This is a genomic window from Spirosoma sp. 48-14 (assembly GCF_001898575.1).
Classification (GTDB): Bacteria; Bacteroidota; Bacteroidia; order Cytophagales; family Spirosomataceae; genus Spirosoma.
This window is the reverse complement of the sequence record NZ_MKUD01000086.1, coordinates 57,669-82,589: the sequence shown is the minus strand read 5'-3', so window position 1 is coordinate 82,589 and position 24,921 is coordinate 57,669. Positions and strand designations below refer to the sequence as shown.

23 protein-coding genes and 1 tRNA gene are annotated in these 24,921 nt (G+C 48.6%); 20 read left to right on the top strand and 4 right to left on the bottom strand.

Annotated elements, in window-relative coordinates:
- Nucleotides 1–67 precede the first annotated feature (67 nt).
- Nucleotides 68–1,945, top strand: a complete 1,878-nt coding sequence (locus BGO59_RS34085; protein ID WP_293691803.1) for a heparinase II/III family protein — start codon at nucleotides 68–70, stop codon at nucleotides 1,943–1,945.
- Here the strand turns inward: BGO59_RS34085 and BGO59_RS34080 are convergent, their stop codons facing one another.
- The 4 genes from BGO59_RS34080 to msrB form a co-directional block, all read right to left on the bottom strand.
- Nucleotides 1,946–2,752, bottom strand: coding sequence for a hypothetical protein (locus tag BGO59_RS34080; protein WP_293691801.1), 807 nt, complete (start codon nucleotides 2,750–2,752; stop codon nucleotides 1,946–1,948).
- Nucleotides 2,753–2,885: 133 nt separating this feature from the next.
- Nucleotides 2,886–4,169 carry a D-alanyl-D-alanine carboxypeptidase gene (locus tag BGO59_RS34075; protein ID WP_293691799.1) on the bottom strand — a complete coding sequence of 428 codons (1,284 nt, stop codon included), beginning with the start codon at nucleotides 4,167–4,169 and terminating at the stop codon, nucleotides 2,886–2,888.
- A 13-nt stretch (nucleotides 4,170–4,182) separates the two neighbouring features.
- Entirely contained in the window at nucleotides 4,183–6,897 is a 2,715-nt protein-coding gene (locus tag BGO59_RS34070; RefSeq protein WP_293691798.1) for a T9SS type A sorting domain-containing protein, read from the bottom strand.
- A 69-nt stretch (nucleotides 6,898–6,966) separates the two neighbouring features.
- Nucleotides 6,967–7,374 carry a peptide-methionine (R)-S-oxide reductase MsrB gene (gene msrB, locus BGO59_RS34065; protein WP_293691796.1) on the bottom strand — a complete coding sequence of 136 codons (408 nt, stop codon included), beginning with the start codon at nucleotides 7,372–7,374 and terminating at the stop codon, nucleotides 6,967–6,969.
- Nucleotides 7,375–7,521: 147 nt separating this feature from the next.
- Between msrB and BGO59_RS34060 the strand changes: the two genes are divergently transcribed.
- From BGO59_RS34060 to BGO59_RS33970, 19 genes are all read left to right on the top strand, one after another.
- Entirely contained in the window at nucleotides 7,522–9,435 is a 1,914-nt protein-coding gene (locus BGO59_RS34060) for an ATP-dependent DNA helicase RecQ (RefSeq protein WP_293691794.1), read from the top strand.
- Between the two features lie 200 nt (nucleotides 9,436–9,635).
- Nucleotides 9,636–10,097: a DUF2141 domain-containing protein gene (locus BGO59_RS34055; protein WP_293691792.1), complete on the top strand. Its 462-nt coding sequence runs from the start codon at nucleotides 9,636–9,638 to the stop codon at nucleotides 10,095–10,097.
- A gap of 66 nt (nucleotides 10,098–10,163) precedes the next feature.
- A tRNA-Pro gene (locus BGO59_RS34050) sits at nucleotides 10,164–10,240 on the top strand.
- Between the two features lie 295 nt (nucleotides 10,241–10,535).
- Complete coding sequence (locus BGO59_RS34045; protein WP_293691790.1) at nucleotides 10,536–11,975, top strand: anthranilate synthase component I family protein; 1,440 nt, start codon at nucleotides 10,536–10,538, stop codon at nucleotides 11,973–11,975.
- A 55-nt stretch (nucleotides 11,976–12,030) separates the two neighbouring features.
- Entirely contained in the window at nucleotides 12,031–12,597 is a 567-nt protein-coding gene (locus tag BGO59_RS34040) for an aminodeoxychorismate/anthranilate synthase component II (protein ID WP_293691788.1), read from the top strand.
- On the top strand, nucleotides 12,594–13,274 hold the full coding sequence (locus BGO59_RS34035) for a class I SAM-dependent methyltransferase (RefSeq protein WP_293691786.1): 681 nt from the start codon (nucleotides 12,594–12,596) through the stop codon (nucleotides 13,272–13,274). The genes BGO59_RS34040 and BGO59_RS34035 overlap by 4 nt, the downstream gene beginning before the upstream one ends.
- A gap of 32 nt (nucleotides 13,275–13,306) precedes the next feature.
- Nucleotides 13,307–14,296: an anthranilate phosphoribosyltransferase gene (gene trpD, locus BGO59_RS34030; RefSeq protein ID WP_293691784.1), complete on the top strand. Its 990-nt coding sequence runs from the start codon at nucleotides 13,307–13,309 to the stop codon at nucleotides 14,294–14,296.
- Nucleotides 14,297–14,392: 96 nt separating this feature from the next.
- Nucleotides 14,393–15,217 carry an indole-3-glycerol phosphate synthase TrpC gene (gene trpC / locus BGO59_RS34025; protein WP_293691782.1) on the top strand — a complete coding sequence of 275 codons (825 nt, stop codon included), beginning with the start codon at nucleotides 14,393–14,395 and terminating at the stop codon, nucleotides 15,215–15,217.
- The gene (locus BGO59_RS34020; RefSeq protein ID WP_293691780.1) at nucleotides 15,214–15,858 is read left to right on the top strand and encodes a phosphoribosylanthranilate isomerase; all 645 of its coding nucleotides are present in this window, start codon (nucleotides 15,214–15,216) and stop codon (nucleotides 15,856–15,858) included. The genes trpC and BGO59_RS34020 overlap by 4 nt, the downstream gene beginning before the upstream one ends.
- 56 nt (nucleotides 15,859–15,914) lie before the next feature.
- Entirely contained in the window at nucleotides 15,915–16,124 is a 210-nt protein-coding gene (locus BGO59_RS34015; protein WP_293691778.1) for a hypothetical protein, read from the top strand.
- Between the two features lie 336 nt (nucleotides 16,125–16,460).
- The gene (trpB, locus tag BGO59_RS34010) at nucleotides 16,461–17,660 is read left to right on the top strand and encodes a tryptophan synthase subunit beta (RefSeq protein WP_293691777.1); all 1,200 of its coding nucleotides are present in this window, start codon (nucleotides 16,461–16,463) and stop codon (nucleotides 17,658–17,660) included.
- A gap of 64 nt (nucleotides 17,661–17,724) precedes the next feature.
- Entirely contained in the window at nucleotides 17,725–18,525 is an 801-nt protein-coding gene (gene trpA / locus BGO59_RS34005; RefSeq protein ID WP_293691776.1) for a tryptophan synthase subunit alpha, read from the top strand.
- Nucleotides 18,526–18,540: 15 nt separating this feature from the next.
- Nucleotides 18,541–18,834 carry a hypothetical protein gene (locus tag BGO59_RS34000; protein WP_293691774.1) on the top strand — a complete coding sequence of 98 codons (294 nt, stop codon included), beginning with the start codon at nucleotides 18,541–18,543 and terminating at the stop codon, nucleotides 18,832–18,834.
- Nucleotides 18,789–19,403, top strand: coding sequence for a nucleotidyl transferase AbiEii/AbiGii toxin family protein (locus BGO59_RS33995; protein ID WP_293691772.1), 615 nt, complete (start codon nucleotides 18,789–18,791; stop codon nucleotides 19,401–19,403). Before BGO59_RS34000 ends, BGO59_RS33995 begins: the two co-directional genes overlap by 46 nt.
- A gap of 6 nt (nucleotides 19,404–19,409) precedes the next feature.
- Nucleotides 19,410–20,012 (top strand): bifunctional phosphoribosyl-AMP cyclohydrolase/phosphoribosyl-ATP diphosphatase HisIE, encoded by a 603-nt coding sequence (gene hisIE, locus BGO59_RS33990; RefSeq protein WP_293691770.1) that lies wholly within the window; start codon nucleotides 19,410–19,412, stop codon nucleotides 20,010–20,012.
- Nucleotides 20,013–20,096: 84 nt separating this feature from the next.
- Nucleotides 20,097–20,432 carry a phage holin family protein gene (locus BGO59_RS33985; protein ID WP_293691769.1) on the top strand — a complete coding sequence of 112 codons (336 nt, stop codon included), beginning with the start codon at nucleotides 20,097–20,099 and terminating at the stop codon, nucleotides 20,430–20,432.
- 110 nt (nucleotides 20,433–20,542) lie between these two features.
- A complete protein-coding gene (locus tag BGO59_RS33980; protein ID WP_293691767.1) occupies nucleotides 20,543–21,904 on the top strand; it encodes a flavin monoamine oxidase family protein in 1,362 nt (453 codons plus the stop codon).
- A 111-nt stretch (nucleotides 21,905–22,015) separates the two neighbouring features.
- Nucleotides 22,016–24,424: an ABC transporter permease gene (locus BGO59_RS33975; protein ID WP_293691765.1), complete on the top strand. Its 2,409-nt coding sequence runs from the start codon at nucleotides 22,016–22,018 to the stop codon at nucleotides 24,422–24,424.
- Nucleotides 24,425–24,497: 73 nt separating this feature from the next.
- Nucleotides 24,498–24,872: a RidA family protein gene (locus tag BGO59_RS33970; protein ID WP_293691763.1), complete on the top strand. Its 375-nt coding sequence runs from the start codon at nucleotides 24,498–24,500 to the stop codon at nucleotides 24,870–24,872.
- The last annotated feature ends 49 nt before the right edge of the window (nucleotides 24,873–24,921 follow it).

Genomic DNA, 24,921 nt, shown 5'->3' with positions numbered 1-24,921 from the left:
CTATAGGTAATCTACCCTTATTTACAGCTTATACAACGTAACGCTCAACTTAACGTTGTTAACTGCTATGAATCGTACCTGTTTCTGCGTTTTTTGCCTATTCTTTCTCACAACAATTTCACTCTACGCGCAGGTCGATCATCTGGCGAATACCAATAAACTTGCAGCGCACCCCCGGTTGCTTTTACTGGCGGGTGAAGAGGCTGGAATAAAACGAACGCTCGCGGCCGATAAAACCTGGACTAACCTCCATCAGGCCATACTGGTAACCTGCGATGAACTCGTCGATAAAGCCCCCCTCGAACGTATTAAAATTGGCCGTCGGCTGCTTTCCGTATCTCGTGAGGCCCTGCGTCGTGTCTTTTATTTATCATACGCCTGGCGGCTGACCCAGCAGGATAAATACCTGAAACGAGCCGAAAAAGAGCTCCTTGCTCTCTCCGCATTCGACGACTGGAACCCGACGCATTTTCTGGACGTGGCCGAAATGACAATGGCCGTAGCGATCGGATACGACTGGCTCTACAACGATTTACCCGACCAGTCCCGATCTCTCATCAAAGATGCCATTCTGAAAAAGGGCATTCAACCGTCGCTAGACACGAAGTACAATAGCTGGCTGAAGGCATCGCACAACTGGAACCAGGTTTGTAATGCAGGCATGGCCTACGGAGCGCTGGCCATTGCCGACGACCAGCCTGGACTAACTAAAACAATTATAAACCGGGCTATCGACTCCGTTGTGCTCCCTATGGGCGACTACCGTCCCGACGGAGCGTATCCCGAAGGATACAGCTACTGGGGTTACGGCACTAGCTTCAATGTGATGCTTATCAGCGCACTCGAAAAAGCCTACGGAAGTGACTTCGGCCTGTCGAAGCAGCCTGGTTTTTTACAGACGGCGGCTTATCTGGAAAATATGACGGGTCCGTCAGGGAATGCCTTCAACTATTCAGATTCGGGCCTATCGGGTGAGCTACAGCCAGCCATGTTCTGGTTCGCCCAGAAGCAGAACAACCCTTCGTTACTTTGGGTGGAGCGAGACCGCCTGATGACCAATGACCCCAAACGGCATACGGGCGAACGGCTTCTGCCTGCCATTATGCTATGGAGCAACGGCATTGGTATGTCGGCCATAACGGCTCCCAAAACAATGCTTTGGGTTGGGGAAGGCAAGAACCCCGTTGCCCTGATGCGTACATCCTGGTCGGACCCGGCCGCTCTGTTTGTCGGCCTGAAAACGGGAAGCCCTTCGGTCAATCACGCGCACATGGATATTGGCTCATTCGTGATGGAAGCCGACGGCGTACGCTGGGCCATGGATTTTGGAATGCAGAATTACGAATCGCTGGAATCGAAAGGCGTCGATTTATGGAACAGTAAGCAGGATTCGCAACGGTGGCAGATCTTCCGGTACAACAACTTAGCGCATAACACCCTCACAGTTAATAATCAGCTCCAGCGTGTTACGGGCAGAGCTTCCGTTAGCCGTTCATCAGCAAATCCGTCGTTCTTAAACGCACAGACTGACTTGTCGGATATCTACAGGGAATCGTTGGCCAAAGCAATTCGGGGTGTTGCTATTGTTGATAAAGCGTATGTTGTAGTTCGGGATGAACTGGAAGCCCTCACGACCGAAACTACGGTTCGCTGGACTATGCTTACCCCGGCTTCGGTCAGCCTTTTGGGCGGGAATAAAGCGGAGCTGACCAAAGACGGCAAGAAGCTCATTCTGGAAGTGGTTGAGCCTGCGGGTGTAACGCTCAAAACCTGGTCGACCGAGCCGCCCCACGACTATGATGCCGCCAACCCCGGAACGATTCGGATCGGCTTTGAGGTCACGCTACCTGCGAGCAGCAAAACGGCACTCACGGTACGCTTGCTTCCCGAAAAAGCGTCTAACTCCCAAAAAGCGATTCAGTCTCTGGGGCAGTGGCCACGCTAGCTAATAGGATTCATACGTGTAGGTCAATACTTCTCCGACATTAACACCCTGTTTAACTGTACGTTTGATCGGTAAGCCCTGGGCGTTATACTCGTATTTGTATGCAGTAACCGGATTTGGAATAGAAGGCTCAGAGGTATAGGCAGTAGTAACAACATTACTTCGACTAAAAGCCTGTATATCAGCAAGACCCGGATCTAATAATCCATAAAACGGGTTGATTTTATCATCGTAGTCAAACGTGTAACTGGACACAAAATGCCCGCCCGAAAGCCTGGTTATATTTTTTGTAATATTCTCACCTGTATACGTATACGAATAGCTATCCCCTGTCGGAGCTGTTGAATATCTAAAAATGCTGGTGACGTGCTTGTTAGCGTCGAAGCTATACGTAGTGTACCTACTCTTCCAGGAGAGAAATAACTTTGAATTCACGAGAGGGTAGGTATCTGCCTGGAAATTAGTACCGTTAAGCGTTTGGGGTAGCCGAGTGATTTCGCCCGTTGTCCTATCGGCCGGATTTGAATAAAGGATAAAGTACGTGAAGTCTTTTTCAGCGTCTGTATTAACGAATTTTTTATCAGGATCACCATAGGCAAATACGCCAAAACTACCGTCTGCTTTGGTAATTGTCGCCAGTCGATTTTGGTTATCGTAGGTGTATGTCGTGTTTACTGAATTGCCCTGTACATTCTTTAATCGAAGACGTACAGGTGCCAATGATTCAGGTGAATCATGATTTAGGCAGGACGACAAATTCAACAGGAGGCATAAAGCTACAATAGCTGATAAAGTAGATGTTTGCATAGTTGTTGAGTTAGATAACAAGCTCTATTTAAACGCATTAACGTTACTAGAAGTAAAAGTAATAGCTTTCTACTCAAGATGAGCAGGCACCTACTGAATCCTTGTCAGGAACCTGTATAACTACTATGAGCCGTCAGAACTTCTCATGAATTTCCTTTAACAACTCCCCTGTTCGTCGACGCATCTCGGATACGGTCTGGGTAAAATTGTTATGCATGATGCTGAAGTAAAGCACTTTACCAGAACGCACCACAACATAGCCACTGAGGTTATACACGCCCGTCATGGAGCCTGACTTGGCAAATACATACGGCTTACCGGGCGTGGAGATACTGCGTAATGTACCCGACTGTCCGGCAGCAGGGAGTAACGCAAACAGTCGCTGTTGGGGAACCTTAGTAAAGATACGTCCAAGCAAATCGATCAGTACATTGGGCGTAAACAGGTTATATCGCGACAGACCTGACCCATCGACCCAACGGATGGGCGAGTGCCCCTCAGGAGCAGCCGGAAAATGAAGAACGCTATCTACCAGCCGACCCAATTCAGAAACAGGTGCCAGAAGCCGGGTATTTCGCTCGGCCGACACCATAAATAATACCTGCTCGGCAAACTGATTATCGCTTACGTATAACATCCGTTTGTACAACGAATCGGTTGAGGAACCACGCAGCAATCGGGCAGTAACCGGAACAGGCATATTCACCACGGAAATGGGCCGATGCAAGGTATCGGCCAGCAATTGGGCCGCTAACTTTGCCGACCAACGGAACGGCACATCCTGCCGGGCAGGCTTCCCTCCTATCGACTGCGTAAACTGGTTACTGAATTCAGCTCTTCGGATGCCTGCGGGCGCTTTCCCATCCGAAATAATCTGTACACTATCGGCCAGTCGGCGGGGGCTAATTTTTCCATTCCTGAATCGGACTACATTTCCATAAACAGGCAGCGGGGCCAGCTCGGGAGAATAATCGTCGTTGTAATCGTCCCAGGCCCAGCCGGGTCCAAAACGGGGCCCATCGTAATTAGCTGGCGAAAAAAACAAACGTTCAGGTCGATTCCGCAGAAAAGCCAGTGCCGTTGTGTCGGGCAAATCGGGGTGTAACAAAAGTGGATTTCCTGTGCCCCAGAAAATCAGCGAATCGCCCTGAACAGCATAGCGAAGAATCGGTAATGAATCGTGTAGAGAAAGCAGCCCCGCGTAAAAACTGAACAGTTTCGTATTCGATGCGGGCGTGAAGGGTTTATCGGCGTTGTGCTGAATGAGCGCCCGTTGCTGAACTGGATCATACAGGGCAACACCCGTAAAATGATCGGTATAGATCGGTTTGTTACGTAAATCACGGCTGATACGTCGGGCAGGCGAACACCCTACAATAATCCAGATCAGCAGAAATGGCAGGCAAGCTTTCATCATGGGAACTCAGGTGTTACTCTCCATTTGCTATAATAATCTTCTTTGTTAGCACTACACCACCTGCGGTCAACTGAACGAAATACAATCCATCAGGCAGATCGCTTACATCCAACCGCTTATCCAGTTTTTGTCCACCTAGTTTAATGGTCTGTTGCCGTAACGATTGCCCGGTTAAATTACGAATCGTAAGCCCAACTTCGGCAATCGATTTGGAGAAATCAGCCTGAAGACGTAGTTGACCATTGTTTACCGGATTAGGATATACGTCAAACGTTACTGCGCTAACCGGATCGACGCCCAATACAACAGGCGGAGGGGGCGCCTGAATCCGCAGGTTATCAATAGCCCATCCCCAGCCATACGACAACTGATCGGCAAACAACCGAAACCGAACCAGAATCTGATCGCCCGCTTTAAATGCACTTTGAGGTTTCAGCAACGATATGAGCCGTTGTCGATAAAGCGCCGGAGTTCCTACCGCTTCCGAGTTCCACTCGTTGTAAGCTCCTCCCGTTAAGTACAGATTATACCAGGTCAGCCATTCTTTCTTGTCAACGGAGCTGTAAGCATCTACCAGCGGTTTCCAGGTCTGGCCGTTATCATTTGATCCTTCTACAAGAACGTAATCGTAGAAATTCGCGTCGCCCAGTTTACTACCCGTTTCGCCCGGTTCAACCAGCACAATTTCATCGAAACGAATGGTTGCGCTATCAGGGTTAGCTTTTATGCGAATGGGCGACAACAGCCGATATTCGTAATTAGTCTGTAACAGCAGATCGCTTCCATTGCGATACGGGTGTTCTGAATGAATAGCAGGGTTACTAAACCCGGTTGGCGTAGCGATACTGAACCCATAACCGGCAAAATCACCAGCAGATGACGAAGCGTCAAACGTATTGATGTACTGCTCCACCACCGGCTTTTGAGCTACTACGGTCAATTCATAAAAACCCGATGCTGGACTTACGGCTTGATTTTTAGCCCGCGCTGCATCCTGAGCAATAATTCGATAGGTGATTTTATCGCCCACTTTTAGCGAATTGGCCGGGAAGTCAATCCGGCCCGCATACACACTATCGACCTCGATAGTATTGATTTTTAGCGGATTATACCGGAGTGCTATGGGAGGTTGAGAAACGCCATTGATCTGATACTCTACAGAAGCACTGGCTACGCTACTTCGATCGTCAGAGATACGGGCGTAAATCGGCAGGCTATCGGCAACTGTTGTTGAGAATATCGCATTTTTCGATGGGCTATACCGGATGGTTGGCGGCAAATTATCGGGGCCCACAAACACATGATTCCAGAGCTGCCCACCCGCAACGCTTTTGCCCGGATTGGTGTACGATCGCCCCAGCAAATCCTGCGCCTGAAAGTAATACCAGGTATCGCCGTTGGCTTGTGCAGCCGGCATTGTATATCGGTATTCATTGGTCGTACCCACCTGTGTCAGATCCACAAACGAAAACGTCGTATCGGTTGCCGTGGGCGCTTTTTTTCGGTAAAAAAATCGGACCGATCCGGGCATCAGGGTCGTATCACTAATAACACGGGTACTAAAAACCAGATCTTTCTGTTCTTCAGTATTTTTGATCGGGTCATGCAGCACCGATGTGGTTTTCCATTCCAGATCGGTCATAAACTGTAACACCAGTGGACCCGGCGTATGAATCGATTCACCCAGTGCCAGTTTCGGGGTCATCAGCGAATTGATGTTGCCCGGTGGATACTCCCGTTCGTCCAGATGGTAAATACTGCTGGCACGGGTGTATTCGTAAGGCACCCAGACTTTAATCTGCTGAGCAGATGCCTGTTTCAAATTTGCGCCATTCAGGTAAAGATTATAACCCGCCAACTGGAATTTTAGCTCAACCGAATTATTCGGAAAATCTTTCGTTGAGGTGACCAACCGCTTCCCCTGCCCGGTTTCCAGGAAATAGTCATAAACCGAGGGGAACGCTTCCATATATACTCCATTGTCGCCCACCAATCCAAAAAAACCGATAAACCCCAGGGCATGACCCAGCTCATGGAGCACGACCGTAACCAGATCGGTCTGGTTTTTCAGTGGCTTTCCATCGATACCGTAATACCAATCGTTGTTCCGGTTGAAATCAGCGACTATATCCGCATCGTTTGGGTCGTTCAGTTGACGACGGGCAATTTTTTCAGCCAGCGCAATAGGGTAAAACGCAAAGTTTTTCTGGGCGCCATCCACATTATATCGGTACGAAGCCGGACCTGCCGAACCCAATAAATTAGGCTCATCGTAAATCCAGTTCGCTTTAATCCGAATCGGTACGGGCGAAGAAATCAATGTTGACCAGATATCGACGGCATACTGAAAAGCGGTTCGGGCTTCGGCCGTAAAGTTGGTGTAATCGACAATAAACTGGGCTTTGGGGGCAGCCATTCGACCGTTGGCTCCTACTCGTTTCAGAAAAGCCTCAGGAGCCGACACATGCGTCGATACTTCGCGGTTGTCTTTGTAATAGTTGATTTTTGACCCGGCCAGCGTGAAACTATGTGGAGCAACCACGCCTGGATATCCTCCTGATGAATACACGTTTTGAGCAAGTACCGGATTTGCCAAAAAACCAATCAGACCAAGCAATCCCAGCCACTTCCCGTACTTCATATCAATGGTATTAGTCAATCCATACAAATCTCGGTTCTGGTTGCTGATTAACAAGGCCGCAGAATAAAATCGTCCGTTTATTGTCATTTGTGGGCATTAGGTGGTCAATTATTGATAGCCACTAAAGACTACCTAATGACCGCAAATGAAAACGAATTAAGCCGTTTCAGTAGTCCGTTTCAGAACCAGCGCCACCGAGTTTAGGCAATAGCGCAGCCCATTAGGCGATGGACCGTCGTTGAATACATGGCCGAGATGAGCATCGCAGATATTACATAATACCTCAACCCGGACCATACCATGACTGAAATCTTTCTCTAACCGAATCCGATCTTCCTCGATAGGTTCGGTAAAGCTTGGCCAGCCCGTACCCGACTCAAACTTCTTCTTCGACTCAAACAATTCGGTCCCACAGCATACGCAGGCATAGATACCCGGATCGTGGGCTTCACAATACTCACCCGTAAAGGCCCGCTCTGTACCCTTCTCCCGCGTTACCCGATATTGCTCCGGCGTTAGAATCTTACGCCACTCTTCGTCCGATTTAATGACTTTCTGAATCATAATACTTTTCCGTTGGTCTGTACGAATTTAGTGCTATTCCTAAAACCACCCGCTCCGAACTTCTGTTTTCAAACCGTAAATTCGCGCTTCATGGTATTCGGTTTGCGCCTGCCTACCAAAAACTGAATACTATAAACCGAAATCACTTTGACAACCCGGCAGATTTTACAGCACTTTTGGGGATACGACAACTTCCGGCCCATGCAGGAAGATGTGGTCAACACGGCGCTGGCCCGTCAGGACTCACTCGTGCTGATGCCAACTGGTGGGGGTAAGTCGATTTGTTTTCAGGTACCAGCCCTGGCCATGAAAGGCGTTTGTATTGTAGTAACGCCCCTCATCGCGCTCATGAAAGACCAGGTCGAACAGTTGCAACGACGAGGCATTCCAGCAGCCGCTGTGTATTCGGGCATGCATTACCGCGAAATCGACGCCATTCTGGACAACTGCATTTACGGCAATACCAAGTTCCTCTACGTTTCGCCCGAACGGCTGCGAACCGAAATCCTGATCGAGCGTACAAAACAAATGACAGTCTGTTTGCTGGCTGTCGACGAGGCTCACTGTATTTCGGCCTGGGGGTACGATTTCCGCCCGCCCTATCTGCAAATTGCGGAGTTTCGCCAGCTTATTCCCGAAACGCCCATTATCGCCCTGACGGCTTCAGCAACGCCCGATGTTCAGACGGATATTGTCGATAAGCTGGCTTTGCGGCAACCAACCATATTCCGGCAAACCTTCGCTCGCCCGAACCTTTCTTACTCGGCCGTAGCCGAAGAAAATAAAGAGTCGCGACTGTTGCGTGTACTGCAAAACGTGCCGGGTTGTGCCATTATCTACGTTCGTAGCCGGAAACAAACCCAACAGATAGCTCAATGGCTTAGTCGGCAGGGTATTTCGGCAGACTTTTACCATGCTGGGCTAACAACGCAGCAACGAACAGACAAACAGGACGCCTGGATTCAGGACCGCACCCGCGTTATGGTCGCTACCAATGCTTTCGGTATGGGAATCGACAAACCCAATGTCCGTGTTGTGGTCCATCTGGATGTCCCTGATTCGCTGGAAGCGTATTATCAGGAAGCCGGTCGGGCTGGGCGCGACGGTCAGAAAGCATATGCCGTTATGCTCTACTCACCCAACGACCTTGACAAACTTCAGCTTCGGGTAGAACAACTCTATCAGCCAGTTGATATGCTTCGGCGGGTATATCAGGCCCTTGCTAATTACACAGCGGTTCCAGTTGGTGGAGGAGAGTTCAGCAGTTACGATTTCGACCTGGGTGCATTTACCAATACGTTCAACCTACCACCACAGGAAACCCATTACGCCCTGAAACAACTGCAACTCGAAGGGTTCATCCAGCTTACTGAAAACTATTTTCACCCTTCCCGTCTAACGTTTGTTCTCGACAATCGGCAGTTATATGAATTCCAGGTGATGAATCCAACGTATGATTCGTTTCTAAAGCTGCTACTACGGATGTACGGGGGCGAGTTATTTAGCGATTTTGTTACAATTTCAGAATCGACGCTGGCCCGAACGTTTTTGCTGAATCAGCCTGAAATCGAGCAGATTCTGAAGCAATTACATGAACGAAATGTGGTCGTCTATGAAAAACAGAAGGATAAACCCCAACTGACATTTCTTACCCCTCGCTTCGACGCAACAACGTTACCCATCAACGTACAGGAACTGAACCGACGGAAAGAACTGGCCCTCCGAAAGGTTCAGGCAGCCATTACGTACACCGAGCACCCAACCCAATGCCGAACGCGGTTACTCCAAGCCTATTTTGGTGAAAAACCCGGTGAGCGCTGCGGTATTTGTGATAATTGCCTGAAACAGAAAAAAGCATCGGAAGCCGTCACGCAGACCATCCGTAAACAGGTACGAGACTATGTTGCGCTGGCAAATGGACCGGGTGTATCCCCTAAACAACTGGCGTATCACTTTGCGTATACCGATACCAATGCGCTGGCTGAAACCTTAAAACTTATGCTGGCCGAAGAGGAAATCCGATACACAAAAACCGGAAATCTGACACTGAATCTGGAGTAGATACGCTTTTCTTTTTTGACAGGATTAACAGGATAAAACAGGATTGATGTCTCTAGTGTAATCCTGTTTTATCCTGTTAATCCTGTCAAAAAGGTACATCTATTGCTGTTTGTCCCTAAATCGTGCGATTTATCCCACCAATTTGTAGGGGCAGACAGGTCCCTTTATGTTTGTGCTGTCGAACTAATCAACACGCAGCTATGAAAACGATTATCACAACTATTCTCACCTCTATTCTTTTCCTTACTAACCTTAGTAAGCCTTGTCTGGCCCAGCAGGCCACCTCCTCTGCAACAGTCAGCAATACCTATTCACTGTCGGTAGTGATTCATAATGTCAACAACCGAACGGGGAAATTATACGTTGGACTTGCCAACACGCCAGCCAATTTTAGTGGTGAGTCGCTTCAGAGAAAAGTAATCGACGTACCGGCCTCCGGCGAAATTACCTGCGTCTTTGAGGGATTAGCTCCAGGGAAATATGCTGTCCGGCTTTTTCAGGATTTAAACGACAACAAGAAAATGGACTTTTCGGGTCAAATGCCCGCCGAACCGTTTGGCTTTTCGAATGTAGCTATGCTCATGGGCCCACCCGATTTCGACCAATCGGCATTCGACCTGAATGAGAATAAAAGCATTCGGATACGTATGCTCGAAATGTGATAAAGAAAAAAACGCCCTACCGCTTGACCGAACGAAAATAATCCGTTTATCTTTGTGCCCTCAATGCGGGGTGTAGCGCAGCCTGGTAGCGCGCTACGTTCGGGACGTAGAGGTCGTGGGTTCGAATCCCGCCACCCCGACCAGGAAATTAAATCTGGTAGTGGGATAGGTTTGGGAAGTAGAGATCGTGGCCGGGGGCGCGTCCGCCTTCGAATCCCGCCACCCCGACCAAGCAACTGACAATAAATGACCACTTAGGTGGCTATCAATAAAATGAATAATACGGTTAACAACATGATTTGGTGGTGGCACTCTCCTACGTTGGGATGAGGGTTGCCGCTATTGTTGTTTACCAACAAACATTGCTAAAGGCTCACCGTCATCCCGGTGAGCCTTATTTTTTTTCATTCCGTTGAACCATTGACCGATACAAATAGCATGACAACCGACTTCTCGCCAACAGTAACCTACCGCATTGTTAGCTGCCATAAACGGATGCTGGCCGACATTATCACGCCCGTAAGCATTTACCTTCGCATACGCGACCGCTTCCTGAACAGTATCCTGCTCGAAAGCTCAGACTACCACGGCAACGACAATAGTTACTCCTACATCGCTTTCGATCCGGTAGCCCGCTTTTCGTACGACAACGCTCACCTGACCGTACAGTTGCCCGGCGAATCGGAACAAATACGCGAGCTACCTATCCAGGAAATGCGCCCAGCATTGCAGCAGTTTAAAGACTGTTTTAAACATGAAAAGTCGAAGTTTCCCTTTATTACCAATGGCTTATTCGGCTACTTCGGCTTCCCGTCCGTACAAGGTTTTGAAGATATAACTTTACAAGCGCCAGTACCGACCGAAAATCAAATTCCGGCGGCTGTTTTTACGGTATACCGCTATGTACTGGCCATCAACCATTTCAAAGACGAGCTTCACCTGTTTGAGCATAGCTACCTGCGCGATGGCGACACAGAGCCAGAAAGCACGCTGGATTATATCAGCGATCTGATCACGAGCCGTAATTATCCGATTTACTCTTTCAATACCGCCGGACCTGAGCAATCCAATTTTACGGACGACGAGTTTCGGGCAGTCATTCAGAAAGGAAAAGACCACTGCTACCGGGGCGATGTATTCCAGATCGTTCTTTCCCGTCGATTCTCAACTCCTTTTAATGGTGATGAGTTTAATGTATACCGCGCTCTTCGTTCGCTGAACCCGTCTCCCTACCTGTTCTATTTCGATTATGGCAATTATAAACTCTTCGGCTCATCGCCCGAGTCGCAGATTGTGGTAAAGAATCGAAAGGCGACCATTTATCCAATCGCCGGAACCTTCCGACGTACGGGCGATGATGTTCACGATGCCGAACTGGCGCAAAAACTGTACGACGACCCCAAAGAATCGGCCGAACACGTGATGCTGGTCGACCTCGCTCGCAATGATCTGAGCCGCAACTGTGATGTGGTAAAAGTCGAGACATTCAAGGAAGTGCAATACTACTCGCACGTGATCCACCTGGTATCCAAAGTTGTGGGCGACCTGACCGAATCGGCCGATCCACTCCAGATCGTAGCCGAAACGTTCCCGGCCGGTACACTCTCCGGTGCACCCAAACACATGGCGATGCGGTTGATTGATCGTTACGAAAACATAAGCCGTAGTTTTTATTCGGGTAGTATCGGCTACATGGGTTTCGACGGGGAGTTCAACCACGCCATTATGATCCGAACGTTTATGAGCAAAGACAATACGCTGTATTATCAGGCAGGAGCAGGCATCGTGGCCAAGTCGGTCGTTGAAAGCGAATTGCAGGAAGTACACAACAAACTGGCGGCTCTTCGTACCGCCATTGAGCAGGCAAAACAATTGTAATGCGGGTGGAAACCCGTAATCAGATCATTAAAGCGGGTTTCCACCCGCATTACTTATGAAACTTTTAGTCTTAGATAACTACGATTCGTTTACGTACAACCTTGTGTACATCCTGCGGGAGTTGGGCCATAAACCCGATGTGATTCGAAACGACAAGATTGCCCTGGAAGCCGTTGACCAGTATGACAAAATCATGCTGTCGCCAGGGCCGGGAATCCCTTCCGAAGCGGGTATTATGCAGGATCTGGTTCGCGAATACGGGCCTACCAAAAGCATTCTGGGTATATGCCTGGGCCATCAGGGCATTGGCGAAGTATACGGCGCAACCCTCGAAAATCTTGGTGACGTACTCCACGGCATTGCTCACCGCGCTACCATTACCGACCGCTCCGAGCCTCTGTTTGCCGGTATTCCCGACGAGCTGACGGTTGGCCGCTATCACTCCTGGACAGTGATGCCCAACCCGATGCCTGTCGACCTTCAAATTACAGCTGTGGATGAGAACGGCCGGGTAATGGGTTTATCGCACAAACAGTATGATGTGCGCGGACTACAGTTCCACCCAGAATCGGTACTAACCGAAAACGGGGTGAAAATGATTGAAAACTGGTTGGCGATATGAAGCTGGCCGAAATTGTCCCTTGGGGCCGATCACGGGAGGAGTATCGACGAATGTTCAACCTCACCGATGCCGATTTAGGCAAGCGGATACTGGGCGTAGGTGATGGGCCAGCCAGTTTTAATGCGGAACAAACAGCGGTTGGTGGTTCCATTGTTTCAATTGACCCCATTTATGCTTTTTCGGCTCAGGAGATTGAAAAACGGATTGAGGCTACCTACCCTACCGTTATCGAAAATGTACAAAAAGAGGAAGCGCAGTATAACTGGACTATTTTCCAGAATACAGATGAATTGGGAAAAGAGCGGATGAAAGCTATGAATCAGTTTCTGACTGACTACGAAACCGGCAAACAACAAGGTCGCTACCTGGCCTATGCCTTACCCAACCTGCCTTTTTCTGACCAGTCGTTTGAGTTGGCCTTGTGTTCACACCTGCTATTTCTGTATTCAGACCATTTATCGGAAGCGTTCCACCAGACAGCCATCCAGGAGCTAATGCGCGTGGCGAATGAGGTTCGAATCTTTCCATTGATCTCGCTTGCTGGTAGCCCTTCACCTCATTTGAATCCGGTTCTGGCTGCCTGTAAGGATCAACACATTCAGGCAGAAATCGTAAACGTTCCCTATCATTTTCAAAAGGGAGCTTACCAAATGCTTCAATTAACCCGAACAGCTTAACCATTAATTCTGCTTTTACACAGTATTTGCGTATGAAAGCCATTCTAAATCACCTATTTGAATACAAGTCGCTGACAAAAGACCAGGCCCGTGAGGTATTGCTGGGCATTGGTCGGGGCCAGTACAACGCAGCACAGATCGCTTCGTTTCTGACGGTTTACATGATGCGTAGCCTGAAGCTTGAAGAACTGGAAGGCTTCCGGGATGCAATGCTCGAACTCTGTCTTCCGGTCGACCTATCGGCCTACGACCCAATGGATTTATGCGGCACCGGGGGCGATGGCAAAGACACATTCAATATCTCTACACTATCGTCTTTTGTCGTTGCGGGTGCAGGTCAATCTGTAGCCAAGCATGGGAATCACGGCGTATCGTCACTTGTAGGTTCGTCGACGGTGATGGAACGGCTGGGCTATCAATTCACCAACGATGTGGGCGAGTTACAACGCAAAATGGAAACGGCTGGTATCTGTTTTTTGCACGCTCCCCTCTTCCACCCCGCCATGAAAAATGTAGCTCCCATCCGAAAGGATTTGGGGGTAAAAACATTTTTCAATGTACTCGGTCCCATGATTAACCCTGCCAAGCCTCAAAAACAGCTTGTTGGGGTATTCAGCCTTGAATTGGCGCGATTATATGCGTACCTTTATCAGCAAACCGACAAGCGATTCATGATTTTGCACGCGCTGGATGGTTACGATGAGATTTCGCTAACGGGGCCGTTCAAAGTTATTAGTAATCAGACCGAACAGGTCGTAAAACCAGAGCAGTTAGGACTGGATACCTTAACACCCGAATCGTTGGCAGGTGGCCAGACGCTGGATGAGTCGGCGCAAATTTTTATGAATGTATTGAATGACGAAGCAACTCCCGCCCAAAAGCAAGCCGTTTTAGCCAACTCGGCAATGGCCCTACTAGCAGCTGGAAAGGCTCAAACTCAGGAAGAAGCCGTCGCCATCGCCCGCGAATCGCTGGAAAGTGGTCGAGCGCTGGCAAGTTTTAAAAAATTAATCCATACATAATGTACAGTGGACAATGCATAATGCACAATGAAAAGTGAGCTTGCCTAGAAACCACCATTTTTCATTATCCATTACTCATTATTCATTCATTCGGAAATGACCATTCTTGATAAAATCATTGCTCAAAAGCGAATCGAAGTAGCCCAGCGGAAAGAAGCCACGCCAATAGCGGTGCTGGAACAAATGCCCGACTTTAAGCGAATGGGCCTGTCGGCTCGGGATGCGGTTCAGGAGTTTCGCTCGTCGGGGATTATTGCGGAGTTCAAACGTAAGTCGCCTTCCAAAGGCATTATCAATGATACGGCCGACGTAGCCGAAACGACCCAGGGTTACGTTCGGGCCGGGGCCGCCGTTTTGTCGGTACTGACCGATGAGCCTTTTTTCGGCGGCACACCTGCCGATTTACAGGCAGCTCGTCAGGCCAATCCGTCGACCCCGATTCTGCGTAAGGATTTTGTGATTGATCGATACCAATTGCTGGAAGCTAAATCCTGGGGAGCCGATGTGGTCTTGCTGATTGCCGCCTGCCTATCACCCGAAGAAGTTGGAGAACTCAGTATGCAAGCCCATGATCTGAGCTTACAGGTATTGCTCGAAGTTCATGACGAGGAAGAGCTTGACCGAAGTTTCAACGTCAATGTTGATCTGGTAGGTGTCAACAACCGCAACCTCAAGACGTTCACAACCTCGATCGATACATCGCTACGCCTGGTTGAGCGAATTCCTGACACGGTTGCCAAGATTACCGAAAGCGGGCTACATGATGCTGACACGATGCTGACCTTATTTCGGGCTGGTTTCGATGGGTTTCTGATTGGCGAAGCGTTCATGAAAACGGCCGACCCTGCCGCAGCCTTACAACATATAGTCACTGACTTTACTTCACGCATGTCCACTTCTACAAACTTGTACAGCTCATGAAAATCAAAGTGTGCGGTCTGCGCGACCCAAACAACCTGAAAGAAATTGCCGCTTTACACCCAGATTTCATCGGATTTATCTTCTATGACCAATCCCCCCGTTTTGTCGGTGAAGAGTTGGACGAAGAAGTGGTCAAATCGCTGCCTCGCAGCATACGAAAGGTAGGTGTGTTTGTTAACGCCAGCCCGGACACCATTCTGCGGACAGTAAAAAAGTATGATTTTCAGTATGTACAGTTACACGGTAACGAAACACCTGACTATTGCCGGAGCTTACGAAATCGTGGCATTAACATCATCAAAGCGTTCCGGGTCGACTCATCGTTCAACTTTTCGATGCTGAACAACTACAAAGCCCAGTGCGACTTTTTCCTGTTCGATGCCAAAGGCGACCAACCCGGTGGCAATGGAATCACTTTCGACTGGACTATTTTGAGCCGATACGACAACGAAAAGCCCTTTTTCATCAGCGGTGGTATTGGGTTAGATAACCTCAACCAGTTGGACACGTTGAAAGGCATGAAGCTGTACGGCGTAGATGTGAACAGCCAGGTAGAGATCGAACCGGGTATCAAGGATGTCGCCAAAGTAAAAGAACTAATTGACCGCGTACGGCCTGTAGAGGAAGAAGAAACGGTGTAAGTCGCCAGCAAATCATTCTGAGTCCGATCTTGTTTAACCGATAAACAGACAAGCTAATGGAAACGACGAAACAGATAGAAGATGAGATTCCCTCTATGAAAAAGGGGCAATTAAACATTTATAAACCTAGCGATATAAAACGTTGGGGTGTTCAGCGATTTCTTGAAGAAACATCGGTTAAGGAACCTTTCCTACTAGAATTCCCTGAATTTACCGACGAAGAAAACAAGCGAATGGACGAAGTATTGAAAGAAGTAGATAGATAGTGCAGTTGTTTAAACTTTCTTATTCTGGCCCCATTTGTAAACATTTAGATAGCTTCAGTACACAAAAAAGTATGGTTCTAATAAAACGATTGTTGGCCTGCTTTATGTTTATGGCGATTCTATGGCTAGCACTCTCCTATTTGGGGCTAACCTGTAGCACAATCATTCTACGTAACTTCATTGGCGACACCTGGATTTATCTCTCAAATCATGGATTAAGGCTTAACTGGAGCCGCTATTTTGTTACAATCACAAGCCTACTTTTATTCCTCACCATTGAGACCATAGCTATTATTTATAGCAAGTCCATGGGCTTGTTTAAACTTTGAAGCTACCATGCAAACCACTCTCGAACCCCAAACCTCTTTCGAGGTATCCGATAAAGGATTTTATGGCCACTTTGGCGGAGCGTTTATCCCGGAAATGCTCTATCCGAACGTTGAAGAACTACGCCAGAACTACCTCAAGATCATTAACGATCCAGCGTTCCAGGCCGAATTCTGGCAATTGCTCGAAGATTACGTTGGTCGGCCAACCCCTTTATTCCTGGCCAAGCGACTATCCGAAAAAGTAGGCGCAACGGTTTACCTTAAACGCGAAGACCTGTGTCATACGGGTGCGCATAAGGTAAACAACACGATTGGCCAGATTCTGGTAGCTCAACGACTGGGTAAAAAACGAATTGTGGCCGAAACCGGAGCAGGTCAGCATGGTGTAGCTACGGCTACCGTTTGTGCCCTGATGGGTCTCGAATGCATTGTTTACATGGGCAGTATCGACATGGAGCGCCAGAAACCCAACGTTGACCGGATGCGGATGCTGGGGGCTACCGTTGTTCCAGCCACATCGGGTAGCCAAACCCTGAAAGATGCGACCAACGAAGCCATGCGTCACTGGATCAATAATCCTGTCGATACGCATTACATCATCGGTTCGGTAGTTGGCCCGCACCCCTACCCCGATATGGTTGCCCGTTTCCAGTCGGTTATCTCCGAAGAAGTAAAGAAACAATTGTTTGCGAAAACGGGCCGTCAGAATCCAGATTACGTAGTGGCCTGTGTAGGCGGAGGCAGCAATGCAGCCGGTGCCTTTTTCCATTACCTCAACGAGCCAACCGTTCGTCTGGTAGCGGCCGAAGCGGCAGGTCAGGGCGTATCATCGGGCCATTCAGCAGCCACAACGGCCCTTGGTAAACCGGGCGTATTACACGGCAGCCGTACGATTCTGATGCAGACCGAAGATGGTCAGGTTATTGAACCCTATTCCATTTCGGCAGGGCTCGATTATCCGGGCATTGGTCCACTTCATGCCCATCTGTTCGATTCAGGCCGGGGCGATTTCTACGCCATTACCGACGACGAAGCCCTTCAGGCAGGTTTTCAGCTTAGCAAGCTGGAAGGCATTATTCCCGCACTGGAATCAGCACACGCCCTGGCAGCTCTCGAAAAAATGAATCTCAAGCCCGACGATGTTGTTGTCGTCTGTCTGTCAGGCCGGGGCGATAAAGATTTAAGTACGTACGCAAAGCATCTGTAATATGTATGTATGGGCTTCAGCCCGTGCAAAAACCCATTACGGGCTAAAGCCCGTACATACGTTTATGACCTTAACCCAAAACCGCATTACCGACTTATTTTCTCAGAAAAGTGAGCGATTACTAAACGTCTATTTTACAGCCGGGTTCCCGCAACTTAACGATACCATGACCATTCTGCGCGGTTTGCAGGCGGCTGGTGTCGATCTGGTTGAGATTGGTATGCCCTACTCCGACCCAGTTGCCGATGGCGAAACCATTCAGCAAAGCAATGGCAAAGCGCTGGACAATGGTATGTCGCTAAAAGCGCTGTTCGACCAGTTGGAAGGTTGCCGTCAGGAACAATCTGGCGATCCAGTCACCGTACCGATTCTGCTGATGGGCTATATCAATCCGGTTCTACAATACGGTGTCGAAGCGTTCTGTAAAAAATGCCAGGAAGTAGGCGTCGATGGAGTTATTTTGCCCGATCTACCCCTGGATTTATACCTGGCCGATTACGCACCGACTTTCCGGGAATACGGAATTCTGAACGTAAACCTGATTACACCACAAACCACCGAAAGCCGCATTCGGCACATCGACGAAGAATCGGACGGGTTTATTTATATGGTGTCGTCAGCTAGTATTACTGGATCAACCAAGGGTATCAGCGATTCCATGCGTGCGTACTTCGAGCGTATTCAGGCCATGAATCTTCGAAATCCGCGCCTGATTGGTTTTGGTATCAATAACCATGATACGTTCGACACAGCTTGCGAGTATGCGAACGGGGCTATTGTTGGCAGTGCGTTCATTCGTCATCTGGAAGAGAAAGGCACATCGGCCGAGAGCATTCTTGAGTTTGTGCACACGATTCGGGCGTAGCTTATTTACGTATCTATGACAAGTCCAAATCTATCTCATCAATTATTCTGGGACGTTGACTATGGGTCCATCGAATGGCAGGAAAAATATCGCTTTGTTATTGAGCGGGTTTTAGAACGAGGCACTTTTAGCGACTGGCTGGAAATCAAACGATATTATGGGCTGGAAAAAATAAAAAATACGGTCCTTCAGGCACGTTGGCTGGATAATACAACGCTATCGTTTTGCAGCAATTATTTTCATACCCCTAAAGAGCAGTTTCGATGCTACATGCTGAAGTCCTCGAATCCAGCACCCTGGGTATTTTAAAATCTATTCTTGCCAACGATACGTTTTCAACGTTCAATTTAGTTGGAGGTACTGCCCTAGCTTTGCAGTTTGGCCATCGCTTGTCAATAGATCTCGACTTTTTCACAATCGATGTCTTTGATAAAGAACTTATTAAGGCAGAACTAACAGACATAGGGTCATGGATTACAAACAGTGAAAATAAAATTGGACTTCGTGGTCAATTAAACGCTATCAAAATCGATTTTGTAACGTATCGGTATCCCCTATTAGCACCACCAATCGTTCTTGAAGGCATCCGAATGGCTTCTCAGGCTGACATTTCGGCCATGAAGCTAGCGGCTATCACTAACCGGGGAGCAAAAAAAGACTTTTACGATATCTTCTTTTTACTGCGTCACCATAGTTTTGCACAACTTTGCGAATGGTATAAAGAAAAGTACCAAACGAACAACCTATTTATGATGCTGAAAAGTATGACCTACTTTGATGATGCTGAATTAACTGAAGACCCTGTTTTACTACTAGATAAGACTTCATGGCAAATCGTTAAAGAGACTCTTTTACTTGAGGTAGCAAACTATTCTTAACAGGTAATGACTATCAATTTTGATAAATCGCCCGACGGTCTGGTTCCTGCCGTTATTCAGGATGCCGAAACGGGTAAAGTGCTGATGCTGGGCTACATGAACCAGGAAGCCTACGACAAAACCGTTGCCGAAAATATAGTTACGTTTTTCAGTCGTAGTAAACAGCGGCTCTGGACGAAGGGCGAAACATCCAATAACTTTCTGCACGTACGGGAAATCCTGGTCGACTGTGACGGCGATACTCTGCTGGTCAAAGCCAGTCCGGCCGGGCCTGTTTGCCATACAGGTGCCGATACCTGTTTTCAGGAAGTAAATCACGGCAAAGGGCAGTTTCTGAACTATTTGCAGCAGGTGATCCACGACCGGAAAGTTAATCCTTCCGACCAGTCGTATACAGCCAGCCTTTTTAACAAGGGAGTTAACAAGATTGCTCAGAAAGTTGGCGAAGAGGCTGTAGAACTGGTTATTGAAGCGAAAGATAACAACGACCACTTGTTCAAAGGCGAAGCAGCTGATCTCTTATTCCATTTTCTGGTGCTGCTGGAGCAGAAAAATATTCAGCTCGACGACATTGTGACGGTGTTGCAGGGGCGACATTCAAAACAATAATTTCTGATTTGCAGTTTGTTGTTCGATATTAGCAACCATCAACAAGGTCGTTGTCCTATTTTCTCACCAAACACAAACAGCTTTATGGGATTGATTATTCGCATCCTGATTAGCGCAGTAGCCGTTTACATCGCTAGTATATTTATTCCGGGCATTCATGTTTCGGGCGGAGCCGGTACCTACTTGATGGTAGCCATCGTTCTCGGTTTTCTGAACGCCTTTATTAAGCCCATTCTGACCGTACTGACTATTCCCATCACAATTATTACGCTGGGGCTTTTCCTGCTGGTTTTGAACGTGCTCATGGTTTATCTGACTGCGTACCTGATTCCAAGTTTTCACGTAACCGGATTCATTGCCGCACTGCTGTTCAGCTTTGTCGTGTCGATTGTGACGTCTTTACTGGACGCAATCATATAAAACAATCCTGTTCAGCGCTTTATCGAATGCCATAGCCTGAGGTTATGGCATTCGTCATTTTTCAGGGTCGTTGTTTTTCTGTAGGTTACGTCATGAATTCCTAAACCACCATGACTGAGCCAACTACGTTATACGATGTCGTTGTTATCGGGGCGGGTTATGCCGGACTGACCGCCATGCACGAACTCCTTAAAGCAGGCAAAACGGTATTATTGATTGAAGCCCGTGACCGCGTTGGAGGCCGGGTCTGGACGCAGCGGTTCGACGATGGCACCTATGTTGATCTTGGCGGTGCCTGGGTAGGACCAACGCAGGACCGACTGTATGCACTGGCTCGCGAATTCGGCGTTGAAACCTACAAGACCTACGACGAAGGCAAAAGCACGCAGTATTTTCGAGGGCAAGTCAAACGATACAAAGGGTTAATTCCTCCGCTGCCCATCGGTGCGCTGCTGAGCCTGGACGCAGCCATCAAGAAACTGAACAAACTCTCGAAAGCCGTTCATCTAGCCGAGCCCTGGGCAACACCCAATGCCTCCTATCTTGACTCGATGACACTGGCAAGCTGGATGAACGGGCAAATGCGTTTCGACGTAGCCCGGCAGTTTTTCAAAGTAGCGGCCGAAGCCATCTGGGCCGCCGACCCCGCCGAAATCTCACTTCTTCATGCGCTGTTTTACACAAAGTCATGCCGAGATCTGGACACGCTGATGAACATCAAAAACGGAGCACAGGAAGAACGGTTCGTAGGTGGCGCACAGACGATTGCCGAGCGACTGGCGGCTACGTACACCCATCAACTTGTTTTCGATTCACCCGTTAAAGCCGTTATTCAGGACGGAAATCATATCAGCGTAGTAACGTCAAAAGAAACTTATAAAGCCAAACGAGTTATTATTACGGTGCCGCCAGCGCTCCAGAGTCGTATTGATTTCCAGCCAATTCTTCCCGCCCAACGCGCCCAGTTGATTCAGCGAATGCCAATGGGGTCGGTATGGAAATGCTACGCGATCTACGAAAAGCCTTTCTGGCGTGAACAGGGCTTGAATGGCTTAGCAGCTACACCCGATGGTCACGTAACCGTCACGTTCGACAATTCGCCCAACGATGGGTCGTACGGTGTATTGATGGGATTTGTTCTTGGCAATCAGGCCAAAGCATTCACAACATTATCTGACAGTGACCGAAAACTATCGGCTCTTCATTCCTTTGCTACTTTTTTTGGGACACAGGCGCTCAGTCCCGTTCGGTATCTCGACCATAGTTTTATGAATGAAGAGTGGTCGCGTGGGTGCTATGCGGGCCTGATGGGACCGGGAATATGGACCACCCTGGGGCCAGCGTTACGTCAGCCTGTTGGGCGCATTCACTGGGCTGGTACCGAAACCTCCGATATCTGGAATGGCTATATCGACGGCGCTATTCGCTCTGGAGAACGAGTGGCCGCCGAAGTGATGATGCATGGCGAATAATACGTTTCGCACGCCCGGATTCATCCCATTTTTAGCCCACTTCATCCCATTTTTTCATTAGGCCCGGACTAGTCCGATAGTTTTGCGGGAGCCTTTTTACTAAACTGGATCATGATCGGGAGCTACATCAAAACAGCACGACGCAACGTATTGCGTAACAAGCTTTTCTCAGCCATCAATATGGTTGGCCTGGCTATCAGTATGTCCGTTGGCTTATTACTGATTGCGTTCGTACTTGATCTGTATTCATACGATAAATTCCATCAGTATGGGGACAGAATCTACCGTATCACCAACGTTCTGACGACCAATGGCGACCGAGGCAAGTTTGCCACCACATCGCTAAAAACGGGTAAGCTTATCCGGCAGAAAGTGGCAGGGGCAAAGGTGACAATCCTTCGCAACGACTTTTCGCAGGATGCAAAAGTTGGCGATAAGATCCTCCCGATAAAGGGGTTCTGGGCCGATCCATCCGTATTTACCATCTTTACCTTTCCGATGCTGGAAGGGAATCCAGAAACAGCGCTGAAAGACCCCTACTCGATTGTTCTGACAGAAACGACAGCCCAAAAGCTATTTGGCAACGACGATGCGCTCGGCAGGGTAGTCCGGTTCGACACACTCGATTATCAGGTAACGGGGATTATGAAAGACGTCTCCTTCTTCTCACATATCCACTTCGAAGCGCTGGTATCGCTATCAACGGCTGAGCAACTGAACCGAAGCAACTTCGACAAATGGGCCAATACGCCTTCGAACTTCGTGTATATACTGCTGCCGGAGCAAACTGAAAGGGCATCAATCCAGTCGGAGCTGGACGCCATTGCCAGGGAAGAAACCCGTACCGAAGCCAATACGAAGGTTCAATTCGAGCTTCTGCCCTTGTATAAAATTGTAGTTGGCGAAAACCTTCGTCGCTCGGAAGGGAGTGGCTACGTAGGCCCGCATATGCCCCCAACCGTACTCTGGATTCTTGGAGGGCTGGCACTGGTGGTGATTCTGTCGGCCTGTTTCAACTATACCAATCTGTCGATGGCCCGCGCCATGCGCCGTTTTAAGGAAGTGGGTCTTCGAAAAGCAATCGGTGCCGGAAAGAGCCAGGTCTGGCAACAGTTTCTGGTAGAAGCAATTATGATTTCAATGGCCTCTCTCCTGCTTTCGTTTATCCTTTTTCTGATCTTACGGCCACAACTGATTAGCCTGGCCCCGGAGATGCAGCGAACGGTGAAGCTCTCCCTTACACCGACTATGGTCATTACATTTATCATCTTTTCGGTTGCGGTAGGGGGTATTGCTGGCCTCATGCCTGCCCTTTTCTTCTCGAAAGTCAGCGCAATTAGCGCGCTCAGAAATGTATCGACCGTTAAGGTATTCAAATATGCCACCCTCCGTCGCGCCCTGGTGGTGATTCAATACACACTCACGCTCATCTTTATTACGGCAACCGCCATTGGCTACGTACAATACAAAAACATACTGGCCTTCGACCTGGGATTCAATACCGAAAACATCCTGAACATCAATATGCAGGGCAATAAACCCGACGCTTTCTTAAAAGAACTGCGTGAGATGCCAGAAGTAACGGCCTTATCCCGGTCGCTGATCATCACCAGCGTTGGGAATGCCTGGGGGGGCTACATGAAATATACCGATTCGCGCGATTCAGCTCTGGTCCTGACAAACCACGTCGATGAAAACTACCTGGCACTGCACAATTATAAACTCATTGCGGGAGGAAATTTCAACGCACACCCCACCACAACTGAGGCCGCTACAGAGGTAATCGTTAACCAGCAAGTCCTGAAACGATTCAACATTGGGAACAATAATCCCGAAAAGGCCATTGGAAAAGAGGTCATTTTTAGCAGTTTTCACAGCACTCGCCGGATGACCATCATTGGGGTTATGAAAGACTTTCACTATGGCAAGGTCGATAACCTCATCGAGCCGGTCGCTTTTATGGCCTGGACACCCGACGACAGAGCCATTATCAACGCCAAAATTCAGCCTACTGACCTCCTGGCCACCCGAGCCAAAATCGCATCGGCCTGGAAGAAGATCGACCGGATTCATCCCTTACAGGCTAAATTCTACAGCCAGGAAATAGAAGATGCCTACAGCGAATTTTCGGCTATGATCAAGATCATTGGATTTCTTTCCTTCCTGGCCATTTCGATTGCCTCGATGGGCCTGTTCGGTATGGTAGCCTACACAACCGAAACCCGCCTAAAGGAGATCAGCATCCGTAAAGTGATGGGGGCAAGCTCCGGTAGCCTTATCTACTTGCTGAGCCGTGGTTTTCTGGTTATGCTATCCGTATCGGCCCTCATCGCACTCCCCGTAACCTATCTTTTCTTCGAGAAGATGGTGCTGACCCGTTTTCCGTATCACACACCCGTACAGGTTTCCGAACTGTTTATTGGCTTGCTGGCCGTACTGCTGATTGCCTTTCTGATGATCGGATCGCAGACGATGAAGGCCGCAAAAAGTAATCCGGTTGACGTTTTAAAGGGCGAATAGGAATGTAGATTCCCTTATCTGAAGAAATATGTTTTAACTTCAGCGCATCGATAACGCATAAACCGAAACTGAAATGACGTTTATCCAGACGCCGAACGCACCTGTACCGGGTGGCCACTATTCGCAAGCGGTTGTCCACAATGATCTGGTGTTTATATCGGGCATTTTACCGATCGCACCCGATGGCCAGAAGTTGACCGATGCCACTGTGGCCGAGCAAATAAAACAAGTTCTGGCCAATCTGGACGCTATTTTACAGGCAGCCGGAAGCCGTCGCGATCAGGTTTTGAAGGTTAGTGTGTTTATTTCGGATATGAATGCGTGGGCTACGGTCAATGCGCTATATGCGGATTTTTTTGGCAATCATCGCCCTGCCCGGTCGGTTGTCCCGGTTAATCCTTTACACTACGGTTTTGTCATTGAACTGGAAGCAACGGCGGTTGTTTGAAGCAAGAAAGAGGTCGGCCAATAGTAAGCTATAAACCGACCTCTTTCTT